At 70.8% G+C, this 13,294-nt stretch carries 8 protein-coding genes; 4 read left to right on the top strand and 4 right to left on the bottom strand.

What is annotated here, in order from left to right; all coding sequences use genetic code 11:
* Positions 1 to 72: 72 nt before the first annotated feature.
* On the bottom strand, positions 73 to 861 hold the full coding sequence (locus ACZ4O3_RS32145; protein ID WP_362717285.1) for an SAM-dependent methyltransferase: 789 nt from the start codon (positions 859 to 861) through the stop codon (positions 73 to 75).
* A gap of 110 nt (positions 862 to 971) precedes the next feature.
* Between ACZ4O3_RS32145 and ACZ4O3_RS32140 the strand changes: the two genes are divergently transcribed.
* Positions 972 to 1,583: a dihydrofolate reductase family protein gene (locus ACZ4O3_RS32140; protein WP_467725565.1), complete on the top strand. Its 612-nt coding sequence runs from the start codon at positions 972 to 974 to the stop codon at positions 1,581 to 1,583.
* 9 nt (positions 1,584 to 1,592) lie between these two features.
* Here ACZ4O3_RS32140 and ACZ4O3_RS32135 read toward each other — a convergent pair whose 3' ends face one another.
* Positions 1,593 to 3,098 (bottom strand): dolichyl-phosphate-mannose--protein mannosyltransferase, encoded by a 1,506-nt coding sequence (locus ACZ4O3_RS32135; protein ID WP_467725564.1) that lies wholly within the window; start codon positions 3,096 to 3,098, stop codon positions 1,593 to 1,595.
* 560 nt (positions 3,099 to 3,658) lie between these two features.
* Between ACZ4O3_RS32135 and ACZ4O3_RS32130 the strand changes: the two genes are divergently transcribed.
* From ACZ4O3_RS32130 to fxsT, 3 genes are all read left to right on the top strand, one after another.
* Complete coding sequence (locus tag ACZ4O3_RS32130) at positions 3,659 to 5,287, top strand: VMAP-C domain-containing protein (protein WP_467725562.1); 1,629 nt, start codon at positions 3,659 to 3,661, stop codon at positions 5,285 to 5,287.
* 10 nt (positions 5,288 to 5,297) lie between these two features.
* The gene (locus ACZ4O3_RS32125) at positions 5,298 to 6,470 is read left to right on the top strand and encodes an AAA family ATPase (RefSeq protein ID WP_362716752.1); all 1,173 of its coding nucleotides are present in this window, start codon (positions 5,298 to 5,300) and stop codon (positions 6,468 to 6,470) included.
* A 74-nt stretch (positions 6,471 to 6,544) separates the two neighbouring features.
* On the top strand, positions 6,545 to 11,050 hold the full coding sequence (fxsT, locus tag ACZ4O3_RS32120; protein WP_467725561.1) for an FxSxx-COOH system tetratricopeptide repeat protein: 4,506 nt from the start codon (positions 6,545 to 6,547) through the stop codon (positions 11,048 to 11,050).
* Here fxsT and ACZ4O3_RS32115 read toward each other — a convergent pair.
* Positions 11,047 to 12,939, bottom strand: a complete 1,893-nt coding sequence (locus ACZ4O3_RS32115; protein ID WP_467725560.1) for an aKG-HExxH-type peptide beta-hydroxylase — start codon at positions 12,937 to 12,939, stop codon at positions 11,047 to 11,049. The genes fxsT and ACZ4O3_RS32115 overlap by 4 nt on opposite strands.
* A complete protein-coding gene (locus ACZ4O3_RS32110; protein ID WP_467725558.1) occupies positions 12,936 to 13,151 on the bottom strand; it encodes a hypothetical protein in 216 nt (71 codons plus the stop codon). Before ACZ4O3_RS32110 ends, ACZ4O3_RS32115 begins: the two co-directional genes overlap by 4 nt.
* Positions 13,152 to 13,294: the final 143 nt, after the last annotated feature.

The raw sequence follows: 13,294 nt of genomic DNA, 5'->3' as shown, positions 1-13,294 counted from the left end.
GCGGGTTCTCGTGGGCCGCACGGGTTTCACGAGTGGCGGGCGAGGTCTTCGGACCTCGCCCTTTCTGCTCGTTCAGCGGATGCGGGCCACACCCGCGTAGATGCCGCTGCCCTCGGGAGCCGGCGCCGGGGCGGCGGGGAACCACTCCGTCGCCGTCACCAGCCCCGGGGAGACGAGGTCCATGCCGTCGAAGAACCGTTCCACCTCCGGGCGGGTGCGGAAGGCGAGTTGGATGCCGCCCCTGGCGTACTCGGCGACGACCTGTTCGACGAGGTCCGGGTACAGGTCGGACGCGGCGTGCGACAGGATCAGGTGGCTGCCCGGGGGCAGCGTGCCGGCCAGGGCGCGGACTATGCCGTGGGCGTCCTGTTCGTCACTGATGAAGTGCATCAGCGCGATGAGCGACAGTGCGACCGGGCGGTCGAAGTCCAGGATGTGCCGGGCGTGCCGGACGATCGCCTCCGGGTCCCGCACGTCCGCCTGGATGTAGTCGGTCGCCCCCTCGGGACGGCTGATCAGCAGCGCCTCCGCGTGCCGCAGGACGATCGGGTCGTTGTCGGTGTAGACGACCTTGGCCGAGGGCACCACGTTCTGCACGATCTGGTGGAGATTGGGCTCGGTGGGGATGCCGGTGCCTATGTCCAGGAACTGGTCGATGCCCTGGGTGGCCAGCCAGGCGGCGGCCCGGTGCATGAACTGACGGTTCTGCCGCGCCGCGTCCCTCGCCTCGGGCGGCAGCTTCTCACCGACCGCCTCGTCGACCGGGTAGTTGTCCTTGCCGCCGAGCAGCCAGTCGTAGACCCGCGCAGGGTGCGCCCTGCTGGTGTCGATCGACCCGGACGGCTGAGGACTGGTCGTCATGGCAACTCCATCGCGCCGGTGAGAAAGTACAGAGCGAGTTCGCGGTGATCGTACTCGCCGTCTCATCTGTCATGGCCAGAGGGTGACTTGAGCGCCACAGGAGGGCTCCGATGCGCAAGGTGACCTATTCGATGAGTGTCTCGCTCGACGGCTACGTCGTCGGGCCGGACGGCCGCTTCGACTGGACCGCCCCCGACGAGGAGGTGTTCCGCTTCTGGATCGACGAGATCCGGGACGTCGGCGTCCATCTGATGGGGCGGCGGCTGTACGAGACGATGCTGTACTGGGAGACCGCCGACGAGGATCCCTCGCTCGACGACGCGGACCGCGAGTGGACCGCGCTGTGGAACCCGCTCCCGAAGGTGGTGTTCTCCAGCACGCTGTCGGAGGTCAGGGGCAACGCCCGTCTGGTCTCCGGCCCTCCGGTCCCCGGCCGGCTGGCGGAGGAGATCGCGCGGTTGCGGGCCGAGCCGGGAGCGGGCGACATCGCGATCGGCGGCGCGACACTCGCCGCCGAGGCGGCCGCGGCGGGTCTGATCGACGAGTACCGGGCCATGGTCCTCCCGGTGCTGGTCGGCGGCGGCGTTCCGTTCTTCCCCCGGGACGGACGCCGGGTGGATCTCGACCTCGTCGGGACCCGCACCTTCAGTTCGAAGGTCGTCTGCCTCCGTTACCGCGTGGCGCGCCGGGCGGCTGATTCGCCGCCGGGCCCCGCGAAGTGAACGCCCGCCTCAGATCCAGGTGTCGAGCCACATCCTGGCCTGCCAGCCGGAGTACGGGATGGTCTGGCCGGTGTAGAGCGGGAAGAAGTAGACGAAGTTCCAGACGATGAGCAGGACCAGGACGCCGGCCGCCACCGCGCCCGTGTGGCGGCGCCGCTCCGTCGCGCCCGGCCGGCCCGCCATGGCTCCGATCATCATCGTCACGGCCAGGCACAGGTAGGGCACGAAGACGACCGCGTAGAAGGAGAAGATCGTCCGGTCCTGGTACAGGAACCACGGCAGATAGCCGCCGCCCACCGCGCACAGGACGGCGCCGGCCCGCCAGTCGCGGCGCAGTGCCCAGCGGTAGAGCAGGTAGAGAAGGGCGAAACAGGCGGCCCACCACAGGACCGGGGTACCCAGCGCGAGGACCGTCCGGGTACAGGGGGACACCGTGTGGCAGCCGTCCTCACCGGGCTGCGGCGAGGTGTAGGAGAACAGCACCGGGCGGCCCTGCACCAGCCAACTCCACGGATTCGACTGGTACTTGTGGGGCGTGTGCAGGCCCACGTTGAACTGGTACACCAGGTACTCGTAGTGCCACAGACTGCGCAGCGGGGCCGGGATCCACGCCCAGGTGCCGCCGCGGCCGTCCGCCCAGTGGCGTCCCCAGCCGTCGTCGGAGAGGAACCAGCCGGTCCAGGTCAGCAGATACGTGGCGACGGCGACCGGCGCGAGGGAGAGCAGCGAGGGACCGAGGTCCCTGCGCAGCACCGCCCGGTAGGGGTGGCGGGCCCCGGCCACCCGGCGCGCGCCGACGTCCCACAGCAGCGTCAGGACCATGAAGAAGACCAGGAAGTACAGGCCGTTCCACTTGGTCGAGGCGGCCAGGCCGAGGAAGAGTCCGGCCGCGAGCCGCCAGGGCCGCCATCCCGTTCCCGTACGGTCGCCGGTGTCGCCGTCCGGTCGTATCCGGCCGTCGGCGTCGGCCGGCAGTGCCGCCGCGAGCCGGGCCCGCGCCCGGTCCCGGTCGGCCAGCAGGCACCCGAAGGCCGCCAGCGCGAAGACCATCACGACGAGGTCCAGCAACGCGGTACGGCTCATCACCACGTGCAGGCCGTCCACCGCCAGCAGCGTTCCGGCCAGACACCCCAGGAACGTGGACCGGAACAGGCGGCGGCCGATCCGGCACAGCATCAGCACCGACAGCGTGCCCAGCAGCGCGGTCATGAAGCGCCAGCCGAACGGGGTGAGGCCGAACAGCCCCTCGCCCAGGGCGATCACCCACTTGCCGGTCGGCGGGTGCGCCACGAAGGAGCCCCCGTCGGAGAGGGGGATCACCTGCGGGTGGGCGAGGATCTGCGGGTCGGCGATCTTGCGGTCCGGCCAGGTGCCCTCGTAGCCGAGGTGGAGCAGCGACCAGGCGTCCTTGGCGTAGTAGGTCTCGTCGAACACGACCTCCCGCGGCCGCCCGAGCCGCCAGAACCGGATCGCTCCCGCCAGCACGGCGACCAGCACCGGCCCCAGCCACTCCATCGCCCCCGCGAGGCGGCAGGCCGCCGCGGGCGGAACACCGACGAGCGTCCACGGACGGGGGGACGGCCGGGGGAACGGCGCGACGAGTCGCTCCCGGACATCGGCGGGGGGCAGCCCGGGGACCGGCGGCGGGTTCCGTCGGCCCCGAAGCCGTTCCCTCCCGTCCACCCCTTCTGTCCCGGTGACGCCGATTGTTCCGTCTGTACCGTCTGTTCCATCGAGCAACTGAGCCACGACAGTTGGACGTGTTTTCCCCCGCCGGGGTTGCAGTTCCGAGCATCCCTGGTGTCACTCCCGCATCAGGAGGGAGGACGCGGCGGCCTCCTCTCACCGGACGGGACGCCGCACGGCGAGAACGCCGGATGGTTCACGAAAGCCCCGGCCGGTAAAAATCCGGGATGCGCATGGCGGATGTGTCGAACGCCTGCGCTCCGTAGGCTGGTTCATCGGTGGAGGCGTCCGTCGACGGCTCCACGCGGGGGAAGGGACATGTCAGTGGTCAAGGGGGACGCGGCAGGACGCTCGGCCTTAGGGAGAGCGCGCATGCCGGGGGGCCGGTCATGAACGACACCCACGGCTCGTGGGGCCCTCCCAAGGTGCTGGTCGACGCGCTGGAAGCCATCTCGTGCTTCGAGGATCCGGCGATGCTGCACGAGTGCGCACGCCATGTGAGCCGGGCGCTGCGGATCAGGATCCAGCTGCCCGGGACCGGCCGGCACCGCACCGCGCTGCTGGTCCTGCTCCGCGAGGTGATGCCCTTCCCGGAGGGTCTGCAGGCGCTGGGCATCGTGGTGTCGGCGCTGGAGGGAGAGACCCGCCCGATGGCACGGCTGCGCGCCGCGATCGCTATCGCCGAGGTGCCGCTGTTCGACGGGAGCAGCTGGGAACGGCTCATGATCCTCCTCGGTGGCCTCGACGTGCTCGACATCGCCCGGGTCTTCCGCGAGGCCGTGGGAGACCACCCCGACGCTCTGCCCGCCCACTACCAGGAACCCTGGTCGGCGGTGCTGTACGCAGCGAATCTCAACGCACGCCCTGGCAGGCCGTTGCCCTGTGTCCTTCTCGTCGAGCACCTGGCGCGCTACGCGGAGGGGCGGCAACGGCAGGACCTGCTGGACTGGGTGGCGGAGCACCGGGACCGGCCCGAGGCCTATCCAGCCGGCGCCGCCGGGTCCTACGGACCGTCGCCCTGCGCCGGCGGCGGCCAGGCTCCTGCGTCCGCCCGCTCTCACACCGAGTTCGGCCCGCCGGAACGCCCTCGTCCCGAGCCGTTGCCGGCGCACGGCACGGGAGACGGCGCGGAGACCGTCTGGGCGCCCTCCACCTGGTTGCTGATCCGGCTGCGTCCGCTGTACTACGCCGAGCACGAGGGCAGGCGCCAGTTGACCTACTGGTGGCGCAACGGCGGTGACCCGAACCCGTATCCGGTCAAGGGCGGCGATCTGGAGGTCGACGAGAGCGACCTGCCCGAGCGGGTGAAGTCTCTGGTGCACGAGGCCGAGACCGGATGGGCCTATCTGTGCCGCGAAGACATAGCACTGGAGTTCGTACTCTCCAGGGATCTGATGCACCTGGACGTCGAGAACTGGGCGAAGAAGGCGTTCGGCAAGGCCGAGGCCACTCTGGGGAAGGACCACCCGGTCGTGCTGCGCAGTCTCGAAAGAGTGGAAGGCAGAGCCACGCACGGGCGCTGGCTCAAGCGCTGGGAAGCTCTTGAACCCGACTGCCGGGGACCGGTCCACTGGTTCCCCCAGGAGCACCCGGACCGGCTGCTTTCCGAGCCGCACCCGGTGATGGCGGTCCTCAGCGAACCGCCGGGCGAGCGGGGCGGCACGGGCGCGGGGACCGATGAGTTGGACGCCTCGCTCCGCGCCGGCGTACCGATCGTGGTCTGGGACCGGCGGGGTGGGGGAATCGACCCCGTCTTCCGCAGAGAGTTGCTAAAACTGGCCGAGGGCAAACGCATACACCGGTTACCTGACGAAGTCAGGTCGTTGCGCATTGCGGCCGGAGGCGAGGATCCTGCTATGAACGGCGTTTCGGCGCTCGGCCGGTACGCGGCCGTGCTCTGGGACGACCCCCACCGCCTTCCGGGCGGGCGGGCCGAAGCGGCGGAGTCTTCCGCACGAGGGGGAGGGGAGGGACGAGATGCTGCCGGACGGCGAGAGCGAGAGGACGCGTCCGGGTGAGGACGCACCGGTGAAGGATGGCACGGCGGCTCCGGACCCGAAGAGCGCCACGGGGCCCGACGGCGGCGTTGCGGGGCGGAACGGAGCGGATCACCGCTGGTGGCTCTATCACGGCACCGGCCAGCCCCGTTACGACCATGTCGGCGACCTGCTGCCCGAGCCGCCGCCCTGGCGCCGTTTCACGGGTGGCCCCGCGGTGTCCCCGCCCCCGCCGGACGACGAGGAGATCGAACGTCGACTGGGGCGGATCAGCGCGTTGTCCACTGGTTCCGACCAGCTCAGGCGTGAAGTGGACATGGTGAACGCAGCCCTGGTGCTGCGCCGGCCGCTGCTGGTCACCGGGCGTCCGGGAACCGGCAAGTCGTCGCTCGCGTACCGGATCAGCAGGGAGCTGCGGCTGGGCCGGGTGCTGCGTTGGCACATCACCAGCCGCACCACGTTGCGCGGCGGCCTGTACGAATACGACGCGATCGGCCGCGTCCAGGACTCGGCGGCCCGGCACACCCTGCACCCGGCGGGCGACACCGCCGCCACCGGGGCGGAGTCACAGGCCGAGGAACGGCTCCCCGAAATCGGCGACTACCTTCAACTCGGCCCACTGGGAACGGCGTTACTTCCCTACGAGGTCCCGAGGGTGCTCCTGGTGGACGAGCTGGACAAGAGCGACCAAGATCTGGCCAATGACTTGCTGAGCGTGTTCGAAGAGGGGCAGTTCCGCATTCCCGAGCTGGTGCGGGCCCGACGGCACCACCCCGAGGTGACGGTCGGAATCGACGATCCGGGCCGCGACGCCAAGATCGTCGAAGGCATCGTCAGGTGCCGCGCCTTCCCCGTCGTGGTGATCACGTCCAACGGCGAGCGGGAGTTTCCGCCGGCCTTTCTGCGCCGGTGCCTTCGGTTGCAGATGCCGGATCCCGACCGGCCACAGCTCGTCGGCATGGTCGCGGCCCACCTGGAGCGGGCCGGATCCGCGGCACCGGGGATCTCGGGAGCGGAGGGCCTGATCGACCAGTTCCTGCGCAGCAGCCGGGAACGCGGCGGCCTCGCCATCGACCAGCTGCTCAATGCCGCGTTCGTGGCGACCTCGGGACGCTTCTCCGGCGACGAGAGCGCGCTGGAGGACCTCGTGGACGCGCTGTGGCACCGGCTCGACGGGGTGGGGGCGGAATCGAGGACCGGATGACGGCGGCGCCCGCTGAACCCCCGGCCCCCTCCGTGTCGGCAGAGGGGGCATTCCGCTCTGCCCCGGACCAGGACATGCCGGACGGGACCGAACTGCTGGACGCCCTGTACCTGGCGGCGTACCAGGATGGGGCGATCCCGCAGTTCGACGTGGCGGGGCGGGCCGCCCTGGAGCGCGGCGAGAGCGTACGGCAGGCCGGGCGCCGACGTGCCGGCCGGGTACCGCCCAGCGGGCAGGACACCCCGCCCGAAGAGCAGGACCGGCCCGCGCCCGGCGCCCCCGCGGCAACCGGAGACCGACGCCCGGCCGCCGCCCGCCCCGAGCTGGGCGCGCACGTACCGGAAGGTCCGGTGCCCTCCCGCCCGCTGCACACCCTGCACAGGCAGACGCAGACGGATCCCGGTCCGTCGGGATGGCCGGCGTCTCCCCAGCCGGTCGACGGCCTCGAGCTCGTCAGATCGCTGCGTCCACTGCGCCTGACCCACCACTCGCCCTATGAGGTCGAACTGGACGAGGAGGCGACCGCCGAGCAGGCTGCCGCGACAGGGACATGGACACCGGTGTGCCGACCGAAGCCGGAACGCCGGCTGGATCTGTTGCTGCTGGTGGACACGGGCCCCTCGATGCTCCTGTGGGCACCGGCCACGCGCCGCCTGACCGAACTGATGGAGCACACGGCGGCGTTCCGCACCGTGCGGACGGTCCCCTGGGACCTGGCCGCCAGCACGCCGACCGGCCTGCCGGCCGCCGAGGTCCGCTCCGACGGCCGGCAGGTGCTGCTGGCCGTCACGGACGGCGGCCACAGTGCCTGGCGGACCGGGCGTGCGGCCTCCGTGCTGAACCGGCTGGGCCGGTCCTCTCCCGTAGCCGTACTGAGCCTGCTTCCCCAGCAGTTGTGGGATCTCACTCTGCCGACGGTCACCCGCACCCGGTTACAGGCGCCGTCGCCCGCCGCCCCCAACCGGGCCTACGGCGCCGACCGGAAGCACCCCGTCACGGATCCTCTGGACCCTCGGTCGCCCGTGGTCGGCGGGTCCGGCCGGGTCAACGCGATCCCGGTACCCGTCCTGGAACTGCGGCCGAACGCGCTCAGTCGCTGGGCCCGCCTGGTGGCCGCGGCACGCGGCGACGAAGGGCACTCCCTGGCGACCCTGTGGACCGCGCCGGACCGGGATCTGCGGTCCGCGGCGGTCGGCCCGCCGACCGAGGAACTGGCCGACCTGGTGACCGGCCCCCTCGGTGGCGAGGCGGACGAGACGCACACCGCCGAGTCCTTCGCGGAGCTGCGGGCGAAACGTGCTGCCGTCGCCGTGCGGCGCTTTCGGGCCACGGCCTCCCCGGCCGCCTACACCCTCGCTCAGCGGCTTGCAGCAGCCGCGCTGAGTCTCCCGGTCATGCGGCTGCTCCAGGAGTTGCAGCCCGGTTCCGAGCCCTGGAACCTCGCCGAGATCATGTTGCTCGGCCTGGTGCGCCGCGTCGACGACACCGCCGAGGCCGAGGCCGTCCACCGGGTCTCCTACGAATTCCCGGAGGGGGTGCGGGAGGAACTCCTGGCTCTGGGCTCACGCTCCGAGACGCTGCGCGCGATGCGCCAGGTCCGCCGCCACGTCGGGCCGAGGCTGGAGGCGCTGTGGGGCGAGGGCGGGGACGCGCTCGTGGCACCGGAGGGAGATCCCCCGAACCCACCGATGACGGAGCAGACCCGCCCGTTCGTCGCCCATCTGTACACCGCGCTGTGCTCGGTCTCCGGGCCCTACCTCGCGCGAGCCAACCAGCTCGGCCGCCTCCTGCAGCACAGCGAGCCCGGACCGGCCGGGCCACCGGCGGCTCCGGCCACCCAAGCCGCACCGGATCAAATAAAAGGATCAGGGTACAGACACTCCGAAATGCGGTCAAACTTGAATATTCCCCCCGAGGGCGCGCTAAATTACGGGCCTACGCCTCAGCCCGCGCAACCAACGAACGTTCGGCCCCTCGCGGGGACTTCATCAGCAGCACCACCGTCCACCGGTGTCTTGCCCATAGCCAGCGCCCCGCGACAAGGAGGCAAAACCGTGTCCCCCGGCTCCCTCACTGCCTCCGGTGCACAGCCCCCGAACTCCCCGCCCCGCCTCCTGGGCAACGTCCCGCAACGCAACCGGAACTTCACGGGGCGGGAAGCGCTGCTCGACCGGCTGCGGGAGCGGTTGCGCGGTGGTGTCGCCGCAGTCCTTCCCGAGGCTCTGCACGGTATGGGCGGGGTGGGCAAATCCCAGATCGCCATCGAGTACCTCTACCGGCACTCCCGGGAATACCGGCTGGTCTGGTGGATCCCGGCGGAACAGGAAAGCCAGATCGTCCAGTCGCTCATCGAACTGGGCGAGCAGATGGGCCTGGAAGCCGGCTCCGACGTGGGGGCGGTCCCGACCGTACTGAGGGCCCTGCGCGAGGGTGATCCGTACACCGACTGGCTACTGGTGTTCGATAACGCGGAAGATCCTCGTACAGTGCGCAAATATTTCCCCAGCAGCGGACCAGGCAGCATCATCGTGACATCTCGCAACTCCCACTGGTCCACCGACTTCAGCTCCCTGGAAGTCGATGTCTTCACCCGTGAGGAAAGCGTCGCCCTGCTGCGCCGCCGCAGTCAGAACCTGCCCGACGACGCCGTGGACCATCTGGCCGCCGCGCTCGGTGACCTGCCCCTTGCGGTGGAGCAGGCGGCGGTCTGGCTGGCCGAGACCGGCATGCCGGTGCAGCAGTACCTGGAGGTGTACGAGCGCAACTTCACGGAGCTGATGCAGTCGGACCCTCCGAGCGACTACAACCGGTCGGTGGCGGCGGCGTGGAACGTGTCGCTCGACCGGCTGCGCGAGAGCCGGCCGGACGCCCTGCAACTGCTCCAGGTCTGCGCGTTCTTCGCGCCCGAGCCCATCGACTGGGACCTCTTCTCGGCGGTGCGCGGCATCTCGGTGTCTCCGGAGCTGCAGGCCACGCTGGACGATCCCGTCAGACTGGGCCGCGCCGTGCGGGAGATCGGTCGCTACGCCCTGGCCCGCATCGACCACCGCCAGAACACGGTCCTCATGCACCGGTTGGTCCAGCGGGTGCTCATCGAGCAGATGAACCCGCAGGAGCAGGCGTCGATGCGGCACGCGGCGCATCAGCTGCTGGCCCACGCGGATCCACGCAACCCGCAACGATCCGTCTACTGGCCCCGGTACTCGTCGCTGCTCAGCCACCTGAGGGCCTCCGACGCGGTGCGGTGCAAGGACGGCTGGACACGTCGGCTGATCCTGAACGAGGTGCGGTTCCTGCGGGCACGCGGAGACCACGCGGGATCCCTCGCCCTGGGCGAGCAGGCGGCTGCCATCTGGCGTGCGGACCTGAGCGAGGATCACGAGGAGATCCTCGCCATCGACCAGCAGATCGCCGAGACGCTGCGCGAGCAGGAGATCGACCTGCCGCGCGCCTACGCACTCCAGTCCGACCTGGTGGAGCGGTATCGCAGGGTCCTCGGCGAGGAACACGAGAACACTCTGCGCGCCCAGAGCTACATGGCCATCCACCACCGGACCCGCGGACACTTCGAAGAGGCCCGCGAGATGGACCAGCGCGTCTTCGAAACCAGCGCACGGGAATTCGACAGAGACGACCCGGCCACGCTTCTCGCCGCGCACAACTACGCCGTGAGCCTCCGTCTGGCGGGCAGCGCCGAAGACGCCCTGGAACTCGACTACGACACCTGGCAGCGCCGGATCGAGGTCCTCGGCGAGGACCACATCAACACACTGGGCACCCGGGAGGCCTATCTCCTCGACCTGCAGGAGGTCGGCCGCTACGAGGAGGCCAACGAGGGATACGAGGCGCTGGCCGCGGAGGTCACCGCGAGTCTCGGTGAACAGCACCGGTTCGTGGCACTGGTGAACCGCAACCGGTGTGTCACCCTGCGCAAGATGGGCGACCACCAGGGCGCCTACGCGCTGTCGAGCAAGTACCTGGAGCTGACCGCCCAGACCCTGGGCACCCCCAGCCGCCAGTATCTGCTGCTCGCGGTCAGCCACGCCAACGACCTGCGGCAGGTCGGCAAACTCCAGGAATCGCGCGCCCTGAGCGCCGAGATGCTGGACATGCACCGAGCCAAGTACGGCCGGGAACATCCTCACAGTTACGCCATCGCCATGAACCTGGCGGTGACACTGCGTCTGCTCGGGCAACCCGAGGCGGCGTTGGAACTGGACACGGAGTCGGTCGAGGGTCTCTCTCAGGTTCTTCCTCCCCAGCACCCCCGCACCCTGCTCGCCCGGATGAACCTGGCCAGCGACTACTTCGCGCTGGGGCGCGTCGAGGAGGCTCACGAACTCGACGACGCCCTGGCCGAGGAGTCCAGGCGTCTGCGAGAGAACCACCCGACGAACCTGGCCGTGGAACTCAACCTGAGCCATGACCTGAAGGCGTTGCGAAGGACCGAGGAGAGCGAGCCGCTGTACGCCGCGACACTCGACCGGTACCGCGATCGTCTGGGCCCCTCCCACCCGGCTACGCTCGATGCCGAAAGGGGGCAGCGGGCCAACGGCGACATCGACCTGCTCTCCCTCTAGGAAGCGGACCCGCCCAGCCATTGGGCGAGTTCGGCGAGGGCGGGCACGTCCCCTCCGGCGGCGGCGACCGCCCGGCGGACGCCGGCCACCGCCTCGGGGCGGTCCAGCAGCAGGGTGGCACCTTTCCCCCTGGCATGCTCGGGTTGCGCCAACACCGCGCCGATCCATGCCTCGGGGTCGCCGGGGTCCTGAGCCGCCCACTCCGCGTACGCGGCCACGGCCCGGTCGGTGTCTCCCGCGACCACGGCGTAGCCGGCCCTGAGCGCGGGCACTCCGGCCCTGTCCTCCCGAAGCCGCCGACGCTCGAAGGTGTCCGGTGCGGAGAGCCGGACCCTGGCCAACGGTCCGAACGTGTCGAGACGGATCAGGTCGGGGCGCGGACGAAGCTCCGAGGGGGGCAGGGCCGGAGCAGCGGCTCCGGCCATCCATGCCTCGGCCAAACGATTCGCCGTCGGAGCGGGAACCTCCAGGTGCCGCGCTCGCCACACCGCACGGCGCAACGTGCAGTAGTCGCGGGCCAGTGCGCCCGGGTATGCGGCCACCTCGTCGTCCTGCCAGGTGGCGACCAGATCCGCGATCTCGCCGACGAACAGCTCACCGGCCTCCGTCAGGTTCTCGTCGGGCAGCAGCGCTGCCATCGCCTCCTGCAACTGCTCCCGCAGCACAGCGAACTCGAAGTCCGCGCGCCGGGCCTCCGCGCCCGTCACATGCCTGCGGTGCGCGTGCCAGAACCGCCCGACACCGGCGAACGCGAACATTCCGTGGATGAGGCCCTCGACCGGCCGGGGATCGCTGCGCCACGGCGCGTAGTGGAGCCGCTGTTCCTTGGGTTCGCCGCTGTCCTCGTCCTTTTCCCTCTCGGGGTCGTGGACCAGGGACACCAGACCGAGCAGCGCGTTGAGCTGCTGATGGCGGGACTCGTGAACGAGGACGGCCGCCGCCTGGGTCTCGTCGGAGGGCAGCGACAGAGTGACCGCGCCGAAGGCGTCCAACGAGGAGGCGCTGGCCACCAGGGCTCCCCGCGCGCCGTGGAACGAGCGCGGCACGAGGGCCCGCACCACCGTCCTGAGCGCGACGGCCTCCGTCGGGCACTCCCGGTCCAGCAGCGCGTACGCGCCGGCCAGTCGTGTCTCCCATACCCGCAGTCGGTCACCGCCGGAACGGTCGGGAGACCGTGGGTAGCGCGTGAAGTCCCGGTACGGACTCACCGTGTCCAGCCACGGCCACGGTCGCACGGCGCCGTTCCCGGCGGGCGCGAAGCCGCGCATCGCCCGTAGCGGACGCCAGCCAGGCGTCTCCGAAGCCAGGAGGCGGGAGGCCGGCAGCCGTACCTCCGCCAGTTCCCCGACCGCGACGACGCCCTCCCGGTCCACCCGGACCTCGGCCTCGGACCACCGGCGGCGTGCCACCGGGCCCGCCATTCCGGCGCCGGGGAGCCAGATCATGCCCCGGTGCGCGGGCACCCGCAGCACACCGGGGACCCCGGACCGCAAGGCGGCCGCCGCGGCCAGCGCCTGGAACTGCCCGAGATCGGCCCAGAGCGGGGCGGCGGACGACGGGCCCTCGGCGACACCGCCCAGCCGGCGGAGCAGACGCAGTGCCCACCCCATGACGGTGGGATCCGCCAGGACGGCCTCCACCGCTTCGGGAGACCGTTCCTCCGCGGCGCACAGCAGGCTCCAGGCCGTCCGGCCCGACAGAACCCCGGGGTGCCGGCTGCGCCGCGCCGCTTCGTCGATGTGTTCCAGCAGGGCACGCAGCACCAGGAGGAGCCGGCTGCGCTGGGCGGCGCGTAACAGGCGGAGGTCGGCCTCGCTCGCACTGCCCGCCGCTATGTCCCGGAACGAGTCCCGGGACACCCGGTGGACGTCCAACGGCTCAGCGGTCACCGCCCGCACTCGTCCGGACGCCTGTCGCGGACGAATCTCATCTCGTCGCTCTGACTGTCGCCCACCAGCGTTCCGAAGGCCAGGGCCGCCTTGGCGTTCGTCTCCCTCAACGCGCGTCGCAGCGCGGGATCGTCACTCGATTGCAGCTCCGCCAGAGAGAGCCCAGACAGATCTAGAAGGTCGGAACGGAAGTCCTTCGCAGGGTCTGCCATACGTGGTTCCCCCCTGACATGGTGTTTGGCGGCTCTGGGCGCGCTTCCATGGTGGCTGCAATGGCCCTGCAGTGGAAGACGGCCGCAGGTCATCCAGCGTGCGGCCCCCACAGGCGCCGGACACGCGGGCGAAGGCGGAGCGA

The sequence above is a fragment of the Streptomyces sp. NPDC026515 genome, from assembly GCF_055567595.1.
Note: the sequence above shows the minus strand (reverse complement) of the source record. Positions and strands in the feature narration are given on the sequence as shown.